The organism is uncultured Aquimarina sp. (assembly GCF_947495315.1).
In the GTDB taxonomy this organism is placed as follows: Bacteria; Bacteroidota; Bacteroidia; order Flavobacteriales; family Flavobacteriaceae; genus Aquimarina.
Genome location: NZ_CANLYD010000002.1, coordinates 219,593 through 244,386, shown reverse-complemented (window position 1 = coordinate 244,386; position 24,794 = coordinate 219,593). Strand labels below are relative to the sequence as shown.

Below are 24,794 nucleotides of genomic sequence, written 5' to 3'. Positions count from 1 at the left end.
TTTTTTATCAATAATTACTAACTAATTGAATATTTTCGGAATTTCGATTTGCTTCAAAAAGGTTTTCAATTTCTTCTTTCCGATATAATAATTTATCAGATGGAATAAAAAAAGACCTAAGTCTTAATTCATTCCCAAGAATGATCGACAGCGTCTCAGCAACCGATGAGAAAAAAAGCCCAACTTCTTCTGGAAATTGCGATGAGAAGAGAAAATGCAACTCTAATGGAAGTTCGTTTTTTATAATTTTCCAATTAGGTATTTTTTCAATTAACTCTAAAACCTCATCAGATTCATTTCTATGAGCATAATATTCTATTGTAATTCCTTTTTCATATTCCTTTCTATAGTGCCTATCTATATCTTTAAGCAAGATAATATAAGAATCTAGAGTAACCAATTTAGAATCCACTAGACTTTGTCCAACGAAAGCAATTTTCTTTTCAACCTTTAAACCCTTTTTAATTCTTTGCTGTTTTATAAAGGAAAAATTATTCTCTAATAAATGGATATGACCTTTTACTTGGACTTTCTTAGCATAGTAAGAGAAAAAGGTATATTCTTTGGATATTAAATATGGTTTTAATAATAAAAAACCATAGAGTAATTTTTTTAGTTTATAAGCTGTTGTATTGTAACCAAACATATTTAGAAAAGCGATGTCATCTAACGTTCTTGTACCATCATCTAAAAAAATATATTTTGTGTCATATAAGTTTGCATAACTGGCTTGATATATAGACCTAAAATGGCCTATAATAACATACTCATAGGTATCAACATTTGATTTCTTTTTATTTAATTTTTTTAAGAATAGTACTCTTTTTAAGAAACTTGGATTTTTGGGTATTTTAATCGTTGCTAGCGTTGTCTCAATTTTTAACTTTTCTAGTAACAATGCTATTTGTCTTTCATTGGTGAAATTCCCATCACTAAAAAAAGTAATATCTATATTTTTAATCCCTAAATATTCTTTTGCTTCAATAGCATTAATCAACTGTAAAGGAGATGCTATAATAAGTTTTGCCTTCATAAAAGTTTATCTTAAGATTGAGAGAAAGCTATCAAATATCTAAAGAAATTTTAATAAAACTTCTTCATAGAACTCTCTTACAACACCTTCTCCCCCTTTTTTAGAAAGTTCTATAATGCCCGGAATATTTTTGATTTTTCCTAAAGCATTAGATGGACAAGCTGCCAGTCCAACTGCGCTCAATAATTCTAAACAATTGATATCATCACCTATATAAGCTACATTATCAATTTCAATTCCTTCTTTTTTACATATTTCTAGAGCAGCTGATAGTTTTCCTCCATCCCGTTTTCCCTGATATAAATAATCAACTTTCAATTTATTTGCTCTCCTTTTTACCAACTCAGTATTTTCTGATGTTATAATAGCTGTTTTTACTCCACTCTCACGGATCAATTGAAAAGCCATTCCATCGTGCGTATTGAATTTCTTTAACTCATCTCCATTTTCACTATAGTACATCCCTGCATCTGTCAATACTCCATCGATATCAGAAATGAATAATCCTATTTTTTTGTTTGATTTGTTAGATAGCAAATATTTTTTCATCAAAATTTCTGCTCTTTGCCAATCATCCTCTTCATCTAGTTCTACATCTGTATATTCTGGCATTAAAGATATACCTATATTTCCTGAGAGTCTATTTTGATATTCTTTGATCTGTCCAACGGTATTTATATAAAAAGCCCCATTCTCCATATAAATGCCTTCAAAATCTTGTCTTCTAGGTCTATTATAAGGATCATAATTTATTGGAGTGTTATTTGCACTCCAATAAAACCGTTTTGATAGTACACAAGAAAGAATACTATCATATTTACGTTCTTCAAACATCTTAATTCCTGCGCCTAAATCTTTTGATGTTAATAAAGGTGATGTTGCTTGAATTAAGATAAAGGCATCATTTTCATCTAACTTTCTTGCTTCTAAGTATTCCAAAATAACACTCTCTGTTGATGAACTATCCTGAGCATTACTACTACTTCTTCTATATACCGATACTTTATTAAAGCCAAAAGAATTTACTACAGTCTCAATTTGTGCGTGATCTGTAGCAATAACCACTTCATCAATAGTATTAGTCTCTACAGCAGCTTTTATAGTCCAATACACTAATGGTTTCCCACAAAATTCTTTAATATTCTTTAAGGGAATGGATTTACTGCCTCCTCTAACGGGTATAAATACAATTGTTTTCATTTTTTACGATACTTGAGTTTATCTCTTTGTACCTGTTCTATTTCTAGAATTTCTGTTTGTTTATAGTTCAATGCTTTAAAAGTTGCCAATAAATCTCTACATAGCTTTCTTAAACCTGTAGGTTCTAGAGAAGCTGCATGATCAGTACCTTTCCAGGTTCGATCTTTGGTGAAATGCCTTTCAACCCAAGTAGCTCCTAGTGTATAAGCTGCATTATCAATAGCAATCCCCAAATGATGTCCAGAAAATCCGATATCCCTCACTCTATTACCATATTCATTCTTTAATCTAGAAATTTCTAATAGACACACATCCTTAAATGGCACTGGATATCCTGATGTACAAGAATATATAACCAATCTGTTTTTTGCTTGATCAGTCTCCTCAAAAAAAGAGATAATTTGCTTTTCTTCTTCTTGATTTGTCATACCAAATGACAAGTGTACTTCACCAGCGTATTCATCCCTTAAGACGCGGAGCATATCAAAATGATTATTACAAGCAGATGGAACCTTTAGCATAGATGGATTGAAGGTTAACATTTCTCTTGCGGAAGTAACATCCCAAACGGATGTAGAATATTCTATCCCTATTTCATCACAATAGGCTTTAAGTTCTTCGTGCTGTTTTACTGTAAATTCAAGAAATTCTCGATGCGCACCATAGGTATCTCCGTAAGAATTACTAGGATTAGGATGTGGAGCATTATACTGTTCTTCTGTTAGCAATTCTTTATTGTTCCTTTTCTGGAACTTAGCAACATCAGCATTGCATTCTTTTGAGAGGCGTAATAGCTCCTTTGCTATTTCCATATCTCCTTTATGATTACAACCTATCTCTGCAATTACTTTTGGTTTTTTGTACTCCATATTCATCGTATTTAACCTATTTATTCTAATAGGCCAATAATTATTTGTATTCTCTATATTCTATGTTTAAAACAATATAGAAAATTGCTATTAGATAAAGAGGGCAAAAATACTTAAAATATCTTATAGATCTCTTTTAAATGAATATTTACTAATGTAGTTTGTGGTTATAGAAGCCAATAGCTTGGTTACTTTTATTATTATGGGAAAAACATATTGAAAATAGTATATGAAATTTGCTTTATAAGAAAATCAAATAAGTAATTAATATGCTTTTTCTTCACCTTTTATAGCATTCAGTATTGTTAAAAACATGATTTTAATGTCTAAAAGAAGAGACCAATTTTCTATATAAAAAATATCATATTTTACTCGATTTACAATGTCTTTGTCTGTTTCAATTTCGCCTCTAAAGCCACTAACCTGAGCTAGACCAGATATCCCAGGTTTCACAAAATGACGAACCATGAATTTATCTACCTTACGGGCAAAATCCTCGTTATGCTTTACCATATGGGGTCTTGGTCCAACTACGGACATATCACCTTTTAGTACATTTATAAATTGCGGCAACTCATCTATACTTGTCTTTCTTATAAATTTTCCAATCTTTGTAACCCTATCATCCCCTTTGATCGTCTGATTACCAGTAGTATTAGCTATCATTGACCTATATTTATAGCAATAAAATTCGCCATAATCTATACCGTTTCTTCTTTGCATAAAGAATACCGGACCTTTAGATTCTAGTTGCATTAAAAAGAACAGTAATGGTGTTAACCAAGAAAGAATAAAAATCATTACAGCTAATGCTAATATAATATCAAAACTCCTCTTCAAAAACTTATTTATTGGATCATCTAATGGTATCTCTCTAAAAGATAAAACTGGAACGTACCCATAATAATTAAAAACTAACTTCTTCGTAAAAATATCTTTATTGTCAGGAATAAACTTAAGCACCTTTAAATTATTATCAGTAAAATTTACAATTTCTCTCAACTGTTTGTTTGTAACTTCTGCAACAGAACAATATATTTCATCAATATTATTATTATTTATATAATCAAAACAACTTTGTAAATTAAAATTCTCTTCTCTGACACAAAACTTATTTTGAAATTTGTAACCAAAGTCGCTCCTCTCCTTAAAAGTTTCAATTAATTGATTCGTTTTTTTGTTATCTCCAATTACAACAACATTTCTAAAATTACCTCCAAAATTCTTTCTATACTTATTTAATAGAAATAGAAGCAAATACTTAAAAAAAGTTATTAAAAGAAAAGAAAAAGAAAGATATTTTGCCAATGCTAATCTACTAATGTCTGGTTGTTTAAAAAAACCAATGAAAGCATATAACACTAACGCAAAAAGTAAAAACTGACGAATAACAGATGTTAAAGTCTGAGTTACTTTCTCAAATCGTTTTGTATCATAAAAATTTGTCGAAAAGGATAAAATCAACCAACTAATTGATATATATATAGGAAATAACCATACCGGTTTTGACAAAACCTCTAATAATAAAATTAAGAGAACCAATAAAACCAAGTCCACCAATAAAAATATTGGTTTTATAAAAATTGAATAGCCTCTTTCTCTTGATTTCATTTGTAATATGATAAAAAAGTTTCTTCTAATAAACTTACAGATAAATTAATTTGAATAACTGAAGAAACTTTATTTTTTATGAATTCTTCGTTTACAAAATTTTGAACGGTTTGGTAACTTTTGTCAGCCATATAATCTTGGAATATCTTTCTTATTTTATGATTTCAAGGTTTTCTAAAGCGGTAGATTCATACTTTCAAATACTCTACTTCCTATTAATCTCATTTAAATAATCTTCATATTTTTTGTTGATTATATCCCAACTATAAAGGTTTTCTATTTTGATATAGTTCTCTTTAGAAAATTTAGACTTATTCTTGAACAATACATCCTCGTTCAAAATATTTTTTACATCTTCATGGTTTACAAAATATTCTGCTGAGGTTTCTAATATACTTCTGTTAAATTCATTGTCATTTGCTATTATCAGACTATTTGAAGCCATTGCCTCCAATAGGGAAGGATTAGTTCCACCTACAGAATGTCCGTGGAAATAATACCTTGAAAAATACCTTAAATTATTCAAATGACTAAGGTCATAAATAGCTCCTATAAAACGTACTCTTTTATCATTTTTAAACTTTTCTTTCAGATATGTTCCAAATTTATTTAGTTTACCAATAACCAAAAAAGGATATTCTTTGTTAGATTCATGAAAACCATCTAGTATTGTTTCAATATTGTTTTCAGGCTCCATCCTTGCAATTAGCATTGAATAGTTACTATTTGTAACATTATAAGTTTTTAACAACTCCTCGTTTGGTGTATCAAAAGTAGTAGCACCGTAAGCTATATACTCTGATACTTTATTATATGTTGACAGCAGATGTTTTTGTATTCCTTTAGAGTCTGCGATTAGATAATCACTATATTTTGCTCCCCATCGTTCCGCATGTTTCAGAAAAGTTCGTACAAGTTTGCTATATTTAGATCTTTTCCATTCCAAACCGTCCATGTTAGTCACAATAATTGCATTCTTTGGAAAAAGAAAACTCCAAATGGAGCTACTTGTATAGCCTAACTGTAGAATAATATCAAACTTTTCTTTTCTACAATGTAGAATACAGTTTAAATCATAAATGAACTGACCTGCAGTACCTATTTTGTGTTCTGGGTCATACTTATGAACTATTTGAACTCCTTCCCAAGTTTTTTCCTGATAAGGATGATCATTGGAGTTATATACATATACCTCATGTCCTTTATCCGCTAAGTATTTAGAAAAAAATTCCGCAAACTGTTCAAAACCTCCATGATTATTTGGAACTCCACGTGTTCCTAATATTGCTATTTTCAATTTTACACATTTTTAGCGGTTCCACTACCAAACAACTTATTTTTTATTTGTACAGCCTTATTATAATGTTTTGCAGCAAATTGTTTTATTGCAGATGCTTCTTTATCAGGGAACCAATCTGTAGTTCTGGGTTTCTCCATTAATTGATTATGTTTGGTATAGGCATAGGTTGCTATCGATGTCCTGTAATTGCCATCTGGGAAAGATGTCATATCATACCCATGTAACGTATAAGGCCCACATTCCTGTATTATTAATCTATTAAAAGGAACTCCTAGCTCTGCTTGCTTATTTGTTCTTAAATCTTCGATTTTTAATTCTCCTCCATATTCTTCTTTCCAATCTTTATTTAAATATAGCAATAAGTTCATTTGTCGATAAAGATTTTTGTCCAGAGGATGATAATTAAAATCCAAATGCATGTCAAGAAAGCTATTTTTCTTTCCTTGATGTAACCCTCCTCCATGATTTTTGGGATCCACAAAAACTTTTTTAGCAGAAATAAAAGATAAGAATTCATTAAATCTCTCTGATTTAAAATCTTCATAAATTTCATTAAATAAAGGCCCTAATTCTTTATAATTAGATTTTTCAAATTTATTATTTGCGAACATATAATCCCTGCTTTTATTTTCAAGTTCAGGAATTTGATTTCTCAATTCTTTTAATTTATTCTCATCACAAAAATCATCAATTATTAAGTGAGAAAAAGGTTGGTTTGTCAAGTACTTTAATCTTAACTCTTCTTTATTTTTTTCTAAAAAATCAAAATTTATCATCTTCTTATCAATATTTTTTTATTTTCGTCCCTAAAACTAATCTATGCCTATAGAACGATACAAGTATATAACTCTTTTATTGTTGTTAATAACGATTCCTCTTGCTCGATTATTTAATATAAATACTTATGCTATAGTTATTTTTTTAGCAATGAATTTGTTAGTTAATCCTAGAAAAGTTTACTCTTTTCGCAGCAGTTCTTTTGTTTTGTTTATTATGTATTCCGGTCTGATCGTTTTAAATTTGATATTTATTAATCAAAATAATAGTATTAAATCCTTTACGAAGCTTATTCCGTTAATCATTGTCCCGTTCGCTTTACTTTATGTTAAATTCGACAAAAAAGCATTAAATGTTTTCCTTTATACGATCATTATTTATTGTCTAACTTGTATTATATATACCTATTATATTAGTAAAGGATATATTTTTTTTTATCACAATCCAACAGAAATCATGCAGATCCAGTCTAATTATTTAAGCATTTTTATATGCTTTTCTTTGTGCATTTTATATACAAATATACTAGAAGCAAATATAATTAATTTAAAACATTGGGCTTTTATACTTATCTTGTTTTTTTCGCTAGCTGTTTTCTTCAACAGAGCTAGTATAATTATTTCTATATTAATTACTCTACTATTTGCTCTAACCTATTTAGTAAAACATAAAAACTGGAAGCTCATTACACTGTTTCTTGCATTTTTTACTATTTCTACTGTATGGATTTTAAATAGGCCAATTGTTAAAACTAAATTCGAAGAAATAGTAAATACAGATTATCTCAATATTACAGATTATAATAATGGTATAAACAGTAGAATTCTTTCATGGAAATGCAGTATAGAAAATATTAAAAATACTGGTTTTTGGGGTCATGGGATTAATAACTCAAGGAGTTTACTCAGAGATTGCTATAAAGATATAGCAGGAGAAAACTCTGTTCCTTATTTGGAAAAATACAACTCACACAATCTGTTTCTACAAACTACTATGGATCTTGGGTTTGTTGGCTTAGGAATACTACTTTTAATATATTTTTATGTTCTTTATGTCGGTATAACACATAGAGATTATCTTACTATTTCATATTTTATTGTTATTTTTATATTTGGTCTTACCGAATCATTTTTGAATAGACAGTGGGGAATTATTTTCTTTGCTCTTTTCACTCCGTTCTTACTAAATAGAAAAATTGGACAATAGACAACTCTTGCGTTTTTTGAAATGTTTTTTTGTAATTTTGCTTTTAACTTTTTACTTGTATGCAACTTACAACAAACTTTTTTAGAGCTTTATACGGATTTAAAAAGTAATCTTTTTTATGTATAACAAATGTTTACAGTATTTTTAATTATTATTAATGTTATACTCTCAATTTTTAAGACAGCTATTTAAAATTCCAAAATCACTTAGGGATAAAATAAAAGAGATCACCCCCAGATATGGGCTAACTATATGAAGATCGTTTCTAAGAAATGTTTTCCTAAAGCCCGTTTCCACGTACAAAAACTTGCTTTAGAAGCATTGCAAGACAGCAGGATCAAACACCAATGGGAAGAAGCTATTAATCAGAAGAACGAACAAATCAAACTAACTAAAACTAAACAAATAGAATGTCGACCAGAAACATTTGACAATGGGGATACTAGAAAAACTCTTAGCTATAAGTAATATAAATAACTGGACGCAAAATCAAAAAACATATAACTTCGTGAGATGGAGAGCAAACTGGATTTAAAACTTTTAATACTATCACAAACACAATAACTCTAAATTATAAATCTATATTAAATTACTTTATAAATAGAAGAACAAATGAATCTGCAGAGTCATGCAACGCAAAGATAAAAGTCAAAACAAATCTACAATATAATCTTCATAAGTATTAGCTAGTTAAATTCACAAATAGGGAAAAAATGTCTTTTAAAACTATTGACCAATCAAAATGCGGAGATTGATTTTCTAAAGAAAATCTTATCATAACAAAAAGAGAATGCTCAACAAAGTGCTCAAGGTTAGTAGATCGAATCACGCCATTTTATAAGCTTCTAAAGTTTTTAATGCCGTTTTTTCCCAAATATAATCTGATAGTATTTTATCTTGTAGTTCTTTATTAAATGGAGCATTATAGGCCTTGTCGATTGCCTTAGTTATTGAATTCACATCATCTGGTTCACAGTAAAAACCATAATCTCCAAAATAATCTCTAGTGTCACCTTTTGCTGTTATTACTATGTTAGTTCCCATAGCGCCAGACTCTAATGAAGATAGCCCAGGAGTTTCCATCCAACTAATTAAAGCATGAACTTTTGCAAGCTTATAAAATATAGGTAATTTATCATGTGGTACCTGGCCTAAAAAATGTACATTATCACCTGCTGCCTCATGAACCTCCTTAATAAAAGAAGGGTTGTTTTTTGTTTCATTTCCTATTAATACTAAAGGATATTTATCTCCTACTGATTTTATAAGATTTAAGGTAGATTTCCTTCCTTCAATACGTCCCACAGAAAGAATACAGTCTTTATACTTCAGTAATTCTTTATCCACTTTAGAAATATCAACCTTTCTAGAGTCAAATAGTTTTTTATCTACTGCATTTGGAATTACAACATGTTTATAGTTTTTTAATTTATACTCTTTTTCTACTCTCTTCATTTCGGAAAAAGAGTTTGGTAAAAAAACATCAATATTATGAGCCACTTTTTTCGCTAAACTATAATACCCTCGAAACAACATATAATAAACTCCTTTATTAAGTCTTTTTTCTTTAAAATGTCTTAAAAAAGTTTTTATATAATAAATCGTATATGGCGAAACTATATTTGCCACAAATTGCGCTATACCTCCCCTAGCCCTTCTTTCGTATTCTGTATATAATCCATAAATAGTTGACAAAACAACTTTCTTGTTTTGTTTTTTAGCATTCATCAATTGGGTATATATCTCTTGGGGATCCATTAGATTAAACAAATGAATTATATCATAATTACTCAAATCTGGCTCTAATGAAACAGAAATGTCTATTTCGACTCCCAGCTTTTCCAGATATTCTTTTGTTTTTTCAATCTGAATTGTATCTCCACCAGGTGCAGAATATAAATTAGTTCTTGTTTGAAATAAAACTTTCATAGCTTAATTCTTAATTTTGAAATTATAATAAAAAATGAGCTTAGGATTAATTGAGGAAGTAAGAAAAAGAATCCCGGACCCATAATTCCTCCTACTGCCAATCGTGAAAAATTTAAACTTAATAGGCCAAGTAAGATAAACCAACTTAACTTTCCGCTTCTACTTACAAATTCATAAAACAATCCAGCAATAGTGCCTAATAAAAATGCATGAACAAACACACCAAACCAACCAAAATTTAAATATGCTTCTCCGGGTGATGTTATGGTCATCCCTTCACCTGGAAAATCTAATTTATATTTCTTTTTCAAGATACTCCCCGTAAATCCATTCTCATGTATGCTTAATACAGCACCTATATCACTTATAAAAGTTTCACCGTAATAAAACCTCCCACTTTTATCTGTGTTATAAATAATTTTTTCCAGATTACCAACATTTACTGCCGTTGTCCAGGAGGTTGAGCCAATTGCGTGAATGGAAAGCTTTCCTGTATGTCTATAGTAACCAATTATAGAAAGAATTATAATAAAAAACAGTCCAAATATGACATACTTAAATGAGACACCTTGTCTTAGTAAATATCCTTTTGAAAAAAACAAATATGCAAGGAAACAAGCTACTAACAAATATGCTGCAGGGCCCCTAAATCCAATCCCCATAACAAAAAACATGCCTATGAGCAAATAAAAAACTGACCTTTTCTTTATCTTATTTAATACAAATTTTTCTATTGCAAACCGATAAACCAAACTAACACTTATCAATGCATTACCTATCAAAATATATTTCCCTATACCTTTTTTAGCTTCTACCCGAGAATTTTCAAGATCATCCATAAACATTGGGATAGTTCCTATCTTCACAAAATAGATATATAGATAGACAAAAATCCCTCCTATAAAAAATACATAAAACGCTCTTTTCCAGTATTTCAAATCCATTCTTATATTTGGAAAAATATCAACTAGTCTAGGAAAATTTTTTACAAACAAATAATGTGATACTATATGGGCTGAAATTAAAAACACTAATATGTAAAAAACTAAAATTAATCTTGTCTTATTTGATGTTTCAAAAAATGGGAAGTAATAACATAGAAAAAATGGGAAGATCAACAAAAAGAAAATGTAAGCCGTTAAAAAGAAAATTGCAGGATGCAGAATATTGAAAATTCTAATTTTTCTCAAAACACTAATTATTTAATTCATTGATAAATGACTCTATTCTCTCACAACTATTCATCATATTGAATTCATAAGGATCATACTCATTTCTAAGCTCATTCTTATTTAGAATAAAGCCTAAGAGTTCTTCTTTATTTTTTGCTATATTCGTCTTTAATCGTTCGAAAGAGAAGTATAAATCTCCATTTTGATTAATATAGTTATTTAAATCAAAAATATAAGAAATTATAGGTTTATCTGTTATCATAAAATCAAACATGATAGATGAGTAATCAGTAATTAGAACATCACTAACACATAAGAGTTCCTGAGTATCGTAGCTAGAAACGTCAATTATGTTTTCAAGAGTATTAAAAAATGTCATGTCAAAAATCTCTTTATCCAAAGGATGAGGTTTGAAAAGAAGTACGGCATTGTTCTCTTTTTTGATATTTTGATTGATATACAACAAAGTTTCTTTTATTTTTAAAGTACTCGTTTCATCATTTCTAAACGTAGGTGTATATAAAATTTTTAACTTAGAATCTACTTTATATACCTCATCAAACCTATTATCAATTTCGTTTTGATTTTTTTTGTCATTCAAATAATTATAAATAATTTGAGTTCTTGGTAAACCTAACCCTTTAATTTTGGATTCTTCTAACTTCATCGCTTTACTGAAAATATCATTAAGGTTTTCAGATGCAGTTATAAAATAATCCCATTTTTCATAAGGTAAGACTCTTTTTTCTTGAATATACTTGTCAATCCAAACTCTTTCTTTTTTTGAATCAAAACCAATAGTTTTAATTGGGGTACCATGCCACAAATTTATAACACTAGTTCTTCTCGTTATGAATGGAAAAACATCTTTTATGTTATGTGAAATAATAATAACCTTAGCCCTAAGAACCAAAAATACCGTTTTTAAGTTCCATTTGTAGGAACATTTGAAACCCATTTCTCTTATTTGACGGGCCTCATTTTTGTCTTCAGAAATCCAGTAAGACTCATATTCTATATTTGTATTAGAGTAATGTTCAAACAAAAACTTAGAATTTCCAGAAAATCTTTTAAACCCAGATCCAAATAATAATAAGTCTTTCTTTTGAGGAACAAGCCTACAAAGAAAATTAAACAATATTTTTTCAATAAGGTATAACAAAAACTTCTTCATCAATTTTTAACTCTATTTATTTAAAATAAAAGTATGATACTGCTGCTCTATATACAACAATAGAAAACCAATTTTATTTCTTTAATTTCAATTTACGAACCCCAATTATTCTAATCGTAAAAACAACACTTTGCGCGAAAATTAATAAGTAAACAATTTTATTAACCGTTAAATATTCATAGAAAGTAAAAAGTAAAAACATATGTAATACCGAAGCAAAAACAACGCTATAATTTGCATATTTTTCTTTACCTAAAGCACCAAGTAAAGGGTAACCAATCATAACTGAAGGAACATAAATTAAAGACACGTAACAAAATAATTTCAGTAATTCACTGCTCTGTTCAAATCCTTCTCCAAAGACTAAAAATACAATTTCACTGCTAAAAAAATAAACTCCAGCGGCAACTACTAAATTCATAATAAGAACACTTATTAGTATTTTCTTATACAAAACCATGTTTCTGTTTTTTGCCATATATGGGTACAATGTATCTCCAAGAGGGGTATATATAACCGTCATTGCAGTAAATAATCTCTCTGCTGCACCGAAAATCCCAGCAAAATAATCTCCTAATGCAAGTCCCGACACAAAAGTATTACTGGAAGTAAACATTGCAGCTGCAGATCTTGATAAGAAGTACTGGGTGCTATTTTTTATTAACCTCTTAATTATTCCCAAATTTGGTTTTGTAAAAGCTACATCAAATTGCTTCAAGGCAATAAGGATGGATATGATTCCTCCTGTCATAAATCCTATGGAATATAATAAAGGAACTTTAATATAATCACTTTTAGTTTTTATTATCAGAAATATTAAACCAGTAAATATTCCTTTAGCGATAACATTTACAATTGTTATATATTTCATTCTTTCCATTCCTTGAAATAGCCATATTGGGTTTAAAACCTGGCCGATTACTATTCCAAAACCTAAAAAATATGCCGTCCTATGTGTCTTCAGTACATCTATATAAGATACCAGGTAAAATAAAACAACAAAAGAAGACATTATTAGCCCTAGCTTAATGTAATAAATGTTACTAAATATTTCGTTTATTTTTTTCTTATCATCTCTATAAATTGACACATCCTTTGTTGCCGATAAATTAAACCCATAATCGCAAAATACAAATAGATATTGCATTACTGCGTATACCATTAAAACAACACCATATCTATCAGTACCCAACACTTTCCCCAAATATGGAAGAGTCAAAAAAGGAAGAATCATATTTACTCCTTGTAGTGAAAATAAGGATATAAAATTCTTAAACAATTGATTTTTTCTAAACCTATAATATATTCCTTTTATCTTAGACAATTAAAGCGGGTTATTTTGTGTTTATGTCGCATATATACTTAACTATCTTTTTACAAGATTTTCCATCACCATATGGATTATGGAGTAAGCTCATATTACTATATGCAGTAGTATTTTTAATTAATCTGTTTGTTTCGGAAACTATCTTTTCCCTATCTGTCCCCACCAATAAAACTGTTCCTACCTCTATGGCTTCTGGTCTTTCTGTCGTATCTCTCATAACTAATACAGGTTTCCCTAAACTCGGTGCTTCTTCCTGAACACCTCCGCTATCAGTAATGATTAAATAAGACATATCCATTAACCATACAAAAGCAGGGTATGACAACGGATTTATGAGTTTAATATTTTCAACATCATCTAGTAACTCATAAACAGGTTTTTGCACATTCGGATTTAAGTGAACAGGGTAAATAATCTGGGTCTCCGGGTTTTCTTCTGCTATTTGTTTTAAAGCACTACATATATTAAGAAATCCCTGGCCATGATTTTCTCTTCTATGTCCTGTAACTAAAATAATTTTTTTTGAAATATTTATTATATTTTCTAACTCCTTTATTTCTTTATCTTCATAAGTAATTGCTTTTACTTTTGAAACACTGAATTGTAGTGCATCAATAACTGTATTTCCAGTAACCAAAATATTTTTGTCTGGAATATTCTCATTTAATAAATTCTTTCTCGAGGTTGTTGTAGGTGAAAAATGATAATCAGCTATTCTCCCTGTCACGGATCTATTAATTTCTTCAGGGAAAGGAGATCTTTTATTAAACGTTCTTAGTCCTGCCTCTACATGACAAACTTTAGCTCCAGAATAAAAAGCAGCGATACTTGTTGCCATGGTTGTTGTTGTATCACCATGAACATAAACATAATCCGGCTTAAATTCCTCTAGTACAGGTTTTAATCCTAAAATAATGTCTGATGTTAAAGTATAAAGGTTTTGATTAGGTTTCATGATATTCATATCATAATCTGGTGAGATTTCAAAAAATGATAACACTTGATCTAACATCTCCCTATGCTGCGCAGTAATACAAACTTTTGTATCAAAAATATCACTATGCTTTTGAAACTCTATGACCAAAGGAGCCATTTTTATCGCTTCTGGTCGTGTTCCAAAAACTATTAAGTTCTTTATTTTCATTATTCTGTTTCTTTAAGAGTTTTTAATATCCCTTGATATTGATAAAATTTTTCAACAAAAACGTCTTCAGAAATAGTGTCCAAAACAGTGTATCTTCCGGGCCTCATTTCTTTTGATTTTTGGAAAATTCCCTTTATAATTTCATCATTACAAGAATCTAGTAATTCCGTGAATAATAAAGGAATTTTAGTAGCGGTTGCATAAGAGACATACTCTTTAAGTAGTTTGTCTTGTAGAAAAAGTATAAATAGACTAATTGAAGCAACCTGTATACCATGTAAAACATTTTTAGACAGATTCAAAAAGTCTATCGCATGACTTAATAGATGTTCACTTCCGCTACAAGGGCGACTACTCCCTGCAAGTGACATCGCAATTCCCGAATTTACTTGACCTTGTATTATTTGTCTTAAAAAAGGTTTAAAGTCAAGTTCTTTTTTTTCAAAATTCACTAATGAGTTTGCAGCACTTCTTGACAAATGAAACGCTATATCATTAATATGATCTCTTCCTTCATTATGGGCTAATACCCAATCATTTGTGGCCGCTAAATTAGATAATATATCTCCTGCAGCGGCTCTTATATAATTCAGTGGAGAGTTTTTGATTATTGTTAAATCGATAATAACTCCCATTGGCATCATGCCAGGAATACTTTCTGTTTTTCCAATTTGATTTTTAATCACAGCGATGGGAGATATTAATCCATCATTAGATATGATTGTAGGAAGAGAAAGGTGATTTATATTAATTAAATAACTTACCCTTTTTATAGAGTCAAGAATTTTTCCACCACCAACTGCAACAATAAGGTCATACCCTTTATTGATACATTTTTTTTTCAACTCTTCTATTTCTAAAAAGGTGTTATCATTTAGAATATAAGTATCCCAACCATACTGATTGGCAATTTTGGAAGCATAAGAGAATGAAACAGATCTACCCGATACAACTAAGATCTTATGGAATGAAAGTTTACTTCGTTGCAAAAAACCATTAACTTTTGTATAAATATCTTCATCTACCTGAAAGATAATTGGTAAGTTTGTTAATTGTGAAAATATCATTACATGTTCTCTTTTTATTGATGATAATTAGACTACTATAACGCGAATTCATTACCTTCCATGAAATCTGCTAATGTTTCCGAACAATGATCTACAAGAAAATGATGATTTTTGTGGTCATTAATGTCCTCAAAATTGCTTTCTCCTGTTAAAACCAACAATGTTTGAATACCTAGTTTATTTCCTAACGCTATATCAGTGTATAAACGATCTCCGACCATTAAAACTTTAGCTTTCGGGATATCAGAAATTAAACTAGCGATATGAGCTACCATCTCATTAGAAGGTTTTCCAAAATCAGTTCTTGGTTTTTTCTTTGTAACACTTTCTACCAGCAATGCAATAGCTCCACAATCTGGTATTGGTCCTTTTTCGGATGGACAAGCTAAATCTATATGGGTTATATAATAGGGAACTCCATTGTTAATAAGTTGGCAAGCAATTTTTAACTTTTCATAAGTAACTTCATTATCAAATGTGATTAAAACGAACTCTGGATCTTCACTGTCTTGCTCTATCTTGAAACTTTCCCTTAATTCCTTTATAAAGCTTTTAGTACCTACGGTATATCCTTTCTTGTATTTTTTATTTAAATAAGCTCCAGCTATTGTTATTGGCGTTACTACCTCACCATCGCTAACATTAAGTCCAAGTTTAGATAATTTATCATAATACACGGATCTACTAACAGTGGTATTATTAGACAAGTAAATAAGCTTATTACCTTCTTCTTTAAATTTATTCAATTTGGATACAATGTCTTTAATAGGTTTCCCATCAACATATACAGTACCATCCAAATCTAATATTAATGCCTTGTAATTCATTCTAATTAAATATCCTTTCTGCTTTTTTTAGGTCCTCATGATTATCGATTTCCATCCATCTCTTTGCTGTCATGTCGAGGTATTTTATGTTTGAATCTCTTTGTTTAGCTAACAAGTCTATTGCTACTTCTGTCCAACTATTCAATTCTCCACTATTAATGATATCTGAAGCAATTTGGAATATTTTTTTCTTGTTATTTTTATCAAAGGCGTAAATGTCTATTGAAACATATACATCACTGTTTTCTTCCAAAGCTTTTGACATACCAATAACTTTGCCTTCTCCATTTGTCCTTATTTTCATGGACTCTTCATTGTATATACCTTTATCTATAGCGATATAATTTCCTGAACAAGTAAGAATTCCTTCTACTATGTAATTGTCATAAAAGCAATCAGCATTAATAATAACAATATGATTGTCTTCTTTCAAAGCAGAGAGAGCTAAATGTAAAGAATACATATTGTTTGTGGTATCGTAATCGGGGTTTTCTATAAACTCTATATTTGTTTTTAATTTTAGCCCATCAACAAAACTCTTTAATATTTGACTTTTATATCCGGAAGCAATTTTAATATTAGCGTCTACACTATCGATTCCATCAATCTGTTTAAGGAGTCTTTCGATAATCGCTTCTCCATTTACTTCTACCATTGTTTTAGGAACGGTATCTGTCAAAGGTCTTAATCTAGAACCAACACCTGCAGCAAGAATTATTATATCTTTTTTCATTTTATATCTTATGAATTTTACTTAACGCTTTTCGTAAACTATCTCTCCAATAAGGAATTTCTATTTTAAATGTTTCTTTGATTTTCGTTTTATCCATTACACTATAACTAGGTCGCTTTGCTGGAGTAGGATACGCCTCGGTTTTTATTGGTAATACCTTAATCTTTATATCGCTTTCTTCAAAAATTGCCTTTGCAAAATCGTACCAGCTTGCTACACCTTCATTACTATAATGATAGGTGCCATACGAAGAAGAATCCTCAATAATTATTTTAGATATTATTTTCGCTAAATCTCCAGCATATGTTGGGGTTCCTATTTGATCACAAACTATACTAAGTTCTTCTCTTTCCTCTCCTAATCTTAGCATCGTTTTTAGAAAATTATTCCCGTATTCAGAATATAACCATGAAGTTCTAATTATAAAGTGTTTCTGAACAGAAGATATTGTTACATTTTCCCCATATAGTTTTGTGACACCATATACGCTAAGTGGAGTTGTTTTGTCTGTTTCAGTGTATGGAAATGATTGTTTTCCATCAAACACAAAATCCGTAGATATCTGAATGAAAACAGCATTATATTTTTCACAGGATTCCGCTAAAAATCTCGCCCCAGTTTCATTAACTTCTTTTGCAGTTTCTCCTTCTGATTCTGCATTATCTACGGCCGTATATGCCGCACAATTAATACAATATTCTATTTTTTCTTTTTCTAAAAAAAACTTTACTTCTTCTTCTTTAGTAATATCAAGCTCATCATAATCTGCGTAGATAAAATTAAAATCCGGTAAATTTTTCTCAACATCTTTAATACATAAAGCTAATTGTCCTTTACCACCTGTAACCAAAATATTTTTCATATCTCAGCATTTTCAAATGATGGTAAAACTTTATCCTTATCAGACACTTTAAGCTGGTCTTCGGGTAATTTCCAGTCGATATTAAGAGATGTATCATTAAAAATAATCCCTCCTTCAGCTTCTTTATTATAAAAGTTATCGCATTTATAAAAAAAAGTAGCTGTATCACTTAGAACCACGAAACCATGTCCAAATCCTCTAGGAATAAATAATTGTTTTTTATTTTCTTCGGATAATTCCACAGCAACATACTGTTTAAAGGTCGGCGAGTCCTTACGCAAATCAACGGCAACATCTAATACATTACCTTGTAAAACTCTTACTAATTTGGCTTGAGCATATTCTCCTAATTGATAGTGTAGTGCCCTAGTTACCCCTTTTGTAGAAAAAGACTGGTTATCCTGAACAAAATTTACATCTTGATTTATGAGTTCATTAAATTTACTTTGATTGTAACTTTCGAAAAAATAACCTCTTCCATCTTCAAAAACCGAAGGTTCCAGTATAAAGCAACCCTTTAGTTTAGTTTCCTTTGCTGTCATATTATTTAATCTTCTAAAATGCTAGTTAAATGTTTACCATAACCACTTTTGATCAATGGTTTTGCCAGTTCTCTTAATTCAGCTTTCGTAATGTAACCCATCTTATATGCTACCTCTTCTATTGCTCCTATTTTTAAGCCTTGACGTTCTTCAATTACCTGTACAAACTGAGATGCCTGCATTAAAGAATTAAAAGTACCTGTATCCAGCCATGCCGTTCCTTTATCTAAAATACTTACGCTCAATTTCTTTTTTTCCAGATATACTTTGTTTATATCGGTAATTTCCAGTTCTCCTCTATGACTAGGTTTTATGTTTTTTGCAATATCTACAACTTCATTATCGTAAAAATAAATTCCAGGAACCGCAAAGTTTGACTTAGGCTGTAAAGGTTTTTCTTCGATTGATATTGCTTTACCTTCTTCATCAAATTCAACTACTCCATATCTTTCCGGATCATGAACATGGTAGGCATATATAATTCCTCCTTGTGGATCATTATTAGCTTGCAAAAGTTTTGCTAAGCCTGTCCCATAGAAAATATTATCTCCCAAAATAAGTGCCACTTTATCATCACCGATAAAGTCTGCTCCAATTATGAATGCCTCTGCGAGACCATTTGGTTGTTCTTGAACCGCATATTCAAATCTACATCCAAAAGCTTTTCCATCTCCAAGTAATTTTTTGAATGAAGGTAAATCATGAGGCGTAGATATTATGAGAATCTCTCTTATCCCTGCCCACATTAAAGTTGATAAAGGATAATAAATCATAGGTTTATCATACACCGGCATTAACTGTTTACTAACAGCTAAAGTTAGAGGGTGTAATCTTGTTCCAGATCCTCCTGCAAGTATTATTCCTTTCATATAAAACTATATTTTTTCAGATACCAGGTGATGGTTTTTTCTATTCCTGTTTCAAAATTTTCATCTGCTTTCCAACCTAATTGATTTTCTATTTTAGATGCGTCAATAGCATATCGTAAATCGTGTCCAGGACGATCTTTTACATAAGTAATAAGTTCTGTATAAGATTTCCCTTCTTTTCGAGGAACTTTTTCATCTAATATTTGGCAAATTTTAGACGCTATATAATTGTTGTTTCTTTCGTTCAGTCCTCCGATATTGTATGTCTCACCGCTTATACCATTCTTAAAAGCAGTTTCTATTCCTTTGCAATGATCCAACACATATAACCAGTCCCTAACATTCTTACCATCTCCATATATTGGAATGTTTTCTTCTGAAGTAGCTTTTCTAATAATTGTTGGTATCAATTTTTCATCATGTTGTTTTGGTCCATAATTATTAGAACAATTAGTAGTTACAACATTTAATCCAAAAGTGTGATAATAACTTCTCACTATCATATCCGAAGACGCTTTAGACGCACTATACGGACTGTTAGGTGCATACGGAGTTGCCTCTGTAAAAAGACCTTCATCTCCCAAAGATCCATATACCTCATCTGTGGATATGTGTAAAAATCGAGACTTGTTTTTATCACTTTTAACACTAAATGGAGCATCCATCCAATACTTATAAGCAACATCCAATAATGTAAAAGTCCCTAGAACATTAGTCTTGATAAAAATGGCTGGATCCTTTATAGAGTTATCGACGTGTGATTCAGCAGCAAAATGAATAACACCTATTATTTTATTTTCCTTAAATATTTTTTCAATAAGACTTCTATCACAAATATCGCCTTCAACGAAACTATATCGCTCCTTTTCTTCCAATTCCTTTAAATTATCTAAATCTCCAGCATAAGTTAACTTGTCTACATTAATTATTTCAATATCCTTATTGCTTTCTAGAAAGTAAGGAACAAAATTAGAGCCTATAAAACCCGCTCCACCAGTAACTAATATTGTATCCATTTTTATTAAATCTGTGTTTTTGTTTTTCCTAATGATTTGATTTATAAATTAGTTTTAAACTTTATTCCCGTTAGAAGCTCTAATTTTACAAACCTTTTTTTTCGTATTTCTTTAAATATCTATTTACTGATATTAACATAAGAAAAAAGAACGTCAATAAAATCAAACTCAACGGTAACAATACTTTCTTTTGGAAAAAGAAATCATTTACCAACGCCCCCTTATCAGGAAAATCAGAAATCACATTAATAATATTCTCCGAATCTGCCTTTTGTTGATTTAATCTAATAATTTCAGTATTGAGTGTTTTAGCTTCATTTAGTAAAGCGATTTCAGAACGATCCAAATTTTGATTTTCTGAACTCAAATTAATGCTAGTTCCCCCTGAATTTTCTGGCTTTTTAATCTCTAGCAATTTCAACTTTTGATAAAATACTCTAAGGGAATCAACTTCGACTAATTGTTTTCTTGCTACAGAATCACTAATTTTTAAATTTAATTCATGTGTTTTTTTCTGAATATTAAAATAGTTATTATTTTCTATAGAACGGACTATCGCGTTTTGACACTTTTTTGCCACCTCAGGGTTCTTTGATTTTAACTCTATTTTGTGGAACCTGGAATTAATATTATTAAAATTTACTAAGTACGTTTCATAGCTCAAATTAACTCTAGAAATAGAGTCTAAAGTAGAAACAAAATCACTAAAGTACTTTAGTTTTTGATTATCATCAGTAAATGATTCGATCTCAATTTCGGTTATAGTTTCTGCTTCTTTATCCGAAATTTTTAAAGAAGATGCTAAGGTTTGGTACGCTTCTTCTTTTGCTAATTCATTATAAAATTCGATATTGTTATACAACTGCTGTGTACTATTAAAGTTAGGTTCAACAATCATTGAAGATCTATATAAATCTTCAGAAACATAATCCCAATACCAACCTATTCCTATACCAACAACCCCTGCAACTACGAATTTTAAAAAATGTTTCTGTATAAACTGAAGAAAAAGGATTAACAGATGAAAAAGACTTTTAAATATATTCCCTATGAATCTAAATAATTTATTAAACCCATCTCCTATCAACTTAAATAACTGTCCTAAATCTATTTCTTCTGAAGAGTTTTCTTGTGTACTCATGCTTTATTCAAGTAATGTATAGTTTTATTTACGTGTGCAAAGTTACTTTCTTTTAAAGAATTTATTGTATTTATTTGTATAAATCTTATTTGCGCTTTTTGGAGGAAATCTGTTACGACTATATTTATAAACACATCATACTCAAAAGATTGATGAAATCATTTCTTCTTCAAATGTTAGAAACTTCCATCTCAATTTAATACGATGTTTTTTGGGAAATCAAAAATTCAAATAATTTGAACCTATAAATCCAGCTCCTCCTGTTACTAATATGTTTTTAGACACAATAATAGAATTTAAACTAGTTGTTAATAAAATTCTCTAATTTTCCTGTAGAATTTTTAAATAAAAATATGATAGACACAAAAAAGCAAAGCAACACAGGTAATAATACAATTATTCGTTTATGAATTCCTACTGGATGCCGTACAACATTACCGTATTCTATTATATCAAACAGTTTAGTATCCAACTCTAAAAGTTTTTCCTGAAAACTAATTATTCTCATTAAAGACTCCTTCCTGTCTAAGAGAGAGGCTATTGTAGGTATCTCTGAATCACCTCCAACAACTATAATCTCCTTATTCTGATTAAAGGGTTTTTTGCTTAGCTTCTTCAAATATTCTTCAACGAAGACTAATGTCTCTTTATTCTTCTCTAAATTAGATTTTGTTTGTTTTAGCGTCAAAGAAAGTTCTTTATTGTAATATTCGTTAGAGCTTATAAAACCTAATAACTGTTTAGAAACTTTAGCATTATTTTCATTCCCTCCTTTAAATATTAATGTCAATTTATGGTTCTTGAAAAAGCTTTTATACTTCTCGCTATTTAAGGCTTCATCTTCATACCCATCCATAAATTGATTGAAAAAGTTTTGGCCTTTATAAGTCCTTTGTAATTCATCCAAAACATCTTTAGATTGGATAATAGGTTCTAAGGTAATCTTCTTTAGGTACTTTATATCTGTCGAATCTAGATCTATTTCTTTTAAAAATAACTTATCTTTAAATTTAATATTCAAGTTATCTACAAATTCATATATGTAAGATGTAGTATCATATTTAGGCTCTAAAATAATTTCTTGTTTATGTCTTTTATTTAGAGCAAAAGCTTTCTCCAAAAAATAACCACCAATAGCCCCAGCAACAAACAAAATCGAAAATAGAACCCACTTCTTCTTATAAAACAACAAAGCTTTAATTAAAAGTTTTAGCAAACTCTTGAAACCTTTTATAATAGATTTGAAAAATTGTCCTAAATCTATTTCTATGTTATTAGTTTTTTCTTCACTCATATTATCTAAGCTTCATTAAATATCTGTTCTAAAATCTTCTCAGTAATCAGGTATGTTGGTTTTACTCCTGTTGTTCCTAATCCTCCAGATGCTAACGTACTTCCTGTTTCTAATGGATTATCGGAAGCATAATATGCGTAGTTTACTTTTACGTCAGAACTAATACTACCTCGTAGTTTGGATGCAGATTGAATTGCTTTTTGATAGTGAGCACCTTCCATTTCCAATCCTATCACATTCCAGGTAGAATCGTGAAAAAACTTTAATATGTCCCTATTCTGTAAAGAAGTTCCTAATACAGTTATCATGGAACCATCATAAATATCAATTCCGTGTCCTTCTAAATCTTCTTTTTTCAATCCATTATCAAAAGGGTAGTTATCGGCTGTTCCTTCAAAAACGTGAGCAGAAGGTATCATAATATCTCCTTTTCCTCCTTCTAGAATACCTGCTTTTCCCATTAGAGAAACTGATTTAACATTAAGGTATTTTCTTTCTTCCGGTTTTACATATGGTTTAAGAAGTTCATCCATGGTCTCGTACGCTTGTTCTCCAAACGCATAATCCATTACAATAATCACTGGTTTATTTTCCTTTTTAACATCCGATATAAATGACGCGTATATCCCTTCTGAGTGTTTTGAAGTATCAAATATCTGAACATTAATATTTGTCCCACTTTGATCCTCTAAGTAGGTCATTCCTTTCTGCAGGGCTAGTTTTTCTACTTTAGCTCTTAGTTTATCGTTCTTGCTTTCACTAAGCAATTCATAAATATCAAAAGTAGTCTTATTCTTTAGTTCTGTTTTTAAAGCAATTGGGGCGTATAATGTATTCATCACACTATGCATGTTTGCACTTATGATATGTATCGGCCTTTCTAATAAATTGAGTTGTTCCAATTTATTTTTTATGCTATTTGCCCATCGTTCTCCGTGAATATGATGTCCTAGACGTTCTCTTAAAACCGGACTAAAAGTAACAATTCTCTTATTTCCATTAACAGATTCATCCATTGCCAACTTACCTAACCAGTAAATTATATGAAGAAATCTCTCTTTATTCTCGGGACAAGAAAAACTATCGTAGATAGAAGTAACTTCCTGAAAAGTTCTTCCTAATATATTAGCAGTATGTGTTAGCGCAACTTCTCGTTCTGCCTTTGTAAGTTCTTTTTTAGAGGATACTGCGTTTTCTAATTTATCCCAATCTCGTGTTACGTTTCCTTCTTCGTTAATTACCACTCGGTTCATAATCTTATGAGATTCGATAAACAAAAAGGTAAGGTGTGTAAGAATGTCATAGATCTCTGATCTTCCACGAGTAATCTCGATATTCATCTGTTCGTTATCAATCCTATAACAGTTTCTTCTTCTTTTTGGAGGAACAATTACTTTAAAATGTGAGTTTTTATATCCTTCTTCACTGGTAAGATTTATATAGCGACATTCTTCGATTCCGATTGGCAAACGATCGATTACATATAACAACCCATCTAGTTCTACTTTTTCTTCTGCTACCGAACCATAAATTTCTGGACGAAGTGTTAGTAATCCTTCTCTTAACGTATCTCCAGAAACTCCCATAGGTTTATAAAAACCTCTATTGAATAGGTGTCGCATAGTGATATACATACGTTCTATTGCACTCGAGCTTTCTTGAGATCTTGTTCTTCCTTGTAATTTCAAATTTGGCATAAAA

Annotated in this window: 24 protein-coding genes; 3 read left to right on the top strand and 21 right to left on the bottom strand. The window is 30.1% G+C overall.

What is annotated here, in order from left to right:
- Window positions 1-7 precede the first annotated feature (7 nt).
- From Q0910_RS04455 to Q0910_RS04430, 6 genes are all read right to left on the bottom strand, one after another.
- The gene (locus tag Q0910_RS04455; protein WP_299213006.1) at window positions 8-1,033 is read right to left on the bottom strand and encodes a hypothetical protein; all 1,026 of its coding nucleotides are present in this window, start codon (window positions 1,031-1,033) and stop codon (window positions 8-10) included.
- 39 nt (window positions 1,034-1,072) lie between these two features.
- Complete coding sequence (locus Q0910_RS04450; RefSeq protein WP_299213004.1) at window positions 1,073-2,233, bottom strand: acylneuraminate cytidylyltransferase; 1,161 nt, start codon at window positions 2,231-2,233, stop codon at window positions 1,073-1,075.
- Entirely contained in the window at window positions 2,230-3,108 is an 879-nt protein-coding gene (locus tag Q0910_RS04445) for an N-acetylneuraminate synthase family protein (protein WP_299213002.1), read from the bottom strand. Before Q0910_RS04445 ends, Q0910_RS04450 begins: the two co-directional genes overlap by 4 nt.
- Before the next feature lie 258 nt (window positions 3,109-3,366).
- Window positions 3,367-4,713, bottom strand: coding sequence for an exopolysaccharide biosynthesis polyprenyl glycosylphosphotransferase (locus Q0910_RS04440; RefSeq protein ID WP_299213000.1), 1,347 nt, complete (start codon window positions 4,711-4,713; stop codon window positions 3,367-3,369).
- A 205-nt stretch (window positions 4,714-4,918) separates the two neighbouring features.
- Window positions 4,919-6,010, bottom strand: coding sequence for a DUF1972 domain-containing protein (locus tag Q0910_RS04435; RefSeq protein WP_299212998.1), 1,092 nt, complete (start codon window positions 6,008-6,010; stop codon window positions 4,919-4,921).
- A 2-nt stretch (window positions 6,011-6,012) separates the two neighbouring features.
- Entirely contained in the window at window positions 6,013-6,789 is a 777-nt protein-coding gene (locus Q0910_RS04430) for a 2OG-Fe(II) oxygenase (protein WP_299212996.1), read from the bottom strand.
- A gap of 574 nt (window positions 6,790-7,363) precedes the next feature.
- On the opposite strand from Q0910_RS04430, the gene Q0910_RS04425 reads away from it, so the two are divergent.
- From Q0910_RS04425 to Q0910_RS04415, 3 genes are all read left to right on the top strand, one after another.
- Window positions 7,364-7,996 carry an O-antigen ligase family protein gene (locus Q0910_RS04425; RefSeq protein ID WP_299212995.1) on the top strand — a complete coding sequence of 211 codons (633 nt, stop codon included), beginning with the start codon at window positions 7,364-7,366 and terminating at the stop codon, window positions 7,994-7,996.
- 252 nt (window positions 7,997-8,248) lie between these two features.
- Complete coding sequence (locus tag Q0910_RS04420) at window positions 8,249-8,464, top strand: hypothetical protein (RefSeq protein ID WP_299212993.1); 216 nt, start codon at window positions 8,249-8,251, stop codon at window positions 8,462-8,464.
- A gap of 80 nt (window positions 8,465-8,544) precedes the next feature.
- A complete protein-coding gene (locus Q0910_RS04415; protein ID WP_366142645.1) occupies window positions 8,545-8,682 on the top strand; it encodes a hypothetical protein in 138 nt (45 codons plus the stop codon).
- A 139-nt stretch (window positions 8,683-8,821) separates the two neighbouring features.
- On the opposite strand, the gene Q0910_RS04410 is transcribed toward Q0910_RS04415, so the two are convergent.
- The 15 genes from Q0910_RS04410 to Q0910_RS04340 form a co-directional block, all read right to left on the bottom strand.
- Window positions 8,822-9,925, bottom strand: coding sequence for a glycosyltransferase (locus Q0910_RS04410; protein ID WP_299212991.1), 1,104 nt, complete (start codon window positions 9,923-9,925; stop codon window positions 8,822-8,824).
- Window positions 9,922-11,115 (bottom strand): O-antigen polymerase, encoded by a 1,194-nt coding sequence (locus tag Q0910_RS04405; protein ID WP_299212989.1) that lies wholly within the window; start codon window positions 11,113-11,115, stop codon window positions 9,922-9,924. Before Q0910_RS04405 ends, Q0910_RS04410 begins: the two co-directional genes overlap by 4 nt.
- Before the next feature lie 4 nt (window positions 11,116-11,119).
- The gene (locus Q0910_RS04400; RefSeq protein WP_299212987.1) at window positions 11,120-12,271 is read right to left on the bottom strand and encodes a CDP-glycerol glycerophosphotransferase family protein; all 1,152 of its coding nucleotides are present in this window, start codon (window positions 12,269-12,271) and stop codon (window positions 11,120-11,122) included.
- Between the two features lie 73 nt (window positions 12,272-12,344).
- A complete protein-coding gene (locus tag Q0910_RS04395) occupies window positions 12,345-13,595 on the bottom strand; it encodes an oligosaccharide flippase family protein (RefSeq protein ID WP_299212985.1) in 1,251 nt (416 codons plus the stop codon).
- Between the two features lie 10 nt (window positions 13,596-13,605).
- Window positions 13,606-14,742, bottom strand: a complete 1,137-nt coding sequence (wecB, locus tag Q0910_RS04390) for a UDP-N-acetylglucosamine 2-epimerase (non-hydrolyzing) (RefSeq protein WP_299212983.1) — start codon at window positions 14,740-14,742, stop codon at window positions 13,606-13,608.
- Window positions 14,742-15,809: an iron-containing alcohol dehydrogenase gene (locus Q0910_RS04385; protein ID WP_299212981.1), complete on the bottom strand. Its 1,068-nt coding sequence runs from the start codon at window positions 15,807-15,809 to the stop codon at window positions 14,742-14,744. The genes wecB and Q0910_RS04385 overlap by 1 nt, the downstream gene beginning before the upstream one ends.
- Before the next feature lie 35 nt (window positions 15,810-15,844).
- Window positions 15,845-16,636 (bottom strand): HAD-IIA family hydrolase, encoded by a 792-nt coding sequence (locus Q0910_RS04380; protein ID WP_299212980.1) that lies wholly within the window; start codon window positions 16,634-16,636, stop codon window positions 15,845-15,847.
- A gap of 1 nt (window position 16,637) precedes the next feature.
- Window positions 16,638-17,369, bottom strand: a complete 732-nt coding sequence (locus Q0910_RS04375; protein ID WP_299212978.1) for a phosphocholine cytidylyltransferase family protein — start codon at window positions 17,367-17,369, stop codon at window positions 16,638-16,640.
- A gap of 1 nt (window position 17,370) precedes the next feature.
- Window positions 17,371-18,231 (bottom strand): dTDP-4-dehydrorhamnose reductase, encoded by an 861-nt coding sequence (rfbD, locus tag Q0910_RS04370; RefSeq protein ID WP_299212976.1) that lies wholly within the window; start codon window positions 18,229-18,231, stop codon window positions 17,371-17,373.
- Window positions 18,228-18,773, bottom strand: coding sequence for a dTDP-4-dehydrorhamnose 3,5-epimerase (gene rfbC / locus Q0910_RS04365; RefSeq protein ID WP_299212974.1), 546 nt, complete (start codon window positions 18,771-18,773; stop codon window positions 18,228-18,230). The genes rfbD and rfbC overlap by 4 nt, the downstream gene beginning before the upstream one ends.
- A gap of 5 nt (window positions 18,774-18,778) precedes the next feature.
- Window positions 18,779-19,642, bottom strand: a complete 864-nt coding sequence (gene rfbA / locus Q0910_RS04360) for a glucose-1-phosphate thymidylyltransferase RfbA (RefSeq protein WP_299212972.1) — start codon at window positions 19,640-19,642, stop codon at window positions 18,779-18,781.
- On the bottom strand, window positions 19,639-20,658 hold the full coding sequence (gene rfbB, locus Q0910_RS04355) for a dTDP-glucose 4,6-dehydratase (protein ID WP_299212970.1): 1,020 nt from the start codon (window positions 20,656-20,658) through the stop codon (window positions 19,639-19,641). Before rfbB ends, rfbA begins: the two co-directional genes overlap by 4 nt.
- Window positions 20,659-20,743: 85 nt before the next feature.
- Complete coding sequence (locus Q0910_RS04350) at window positions 20,744-21,799, bottom strand: hypothetical protein (protein ID WP_299212968.1); 1,056 nt, start codon at window positions 21,797-21,799, stop codon at window positions 20,744-20,746.
- Window positions 21,800-22,100: 301 nt separating this feature from the next.
- Window positions 22,101-23,093, bottom strand: coding sequence for a hypothetical protein (locus tag Q0910_RS04345; RefSeq protein WP_299212965.1), 993 nt, complete (start codon window positions 23,091-23,093; stop codon window positions 22,101-22,103).
- A gap of 5 nt (window positions 23,094-23,098) precedes the next feature.
- Window positions 23,099-24,790: a hypothetical protein gene (locus Q0910_RS04340; protein WP_299212963.1), complete on the bottom strand. Its 1,692-nt coding sequence runs from the start codon at window positions 24,788-24,790 to the stop codon at window positions 23,099-23,101.
- Between the last annotated feature and the right edge of the window lie 4 nt (window positions 24,791-24,794).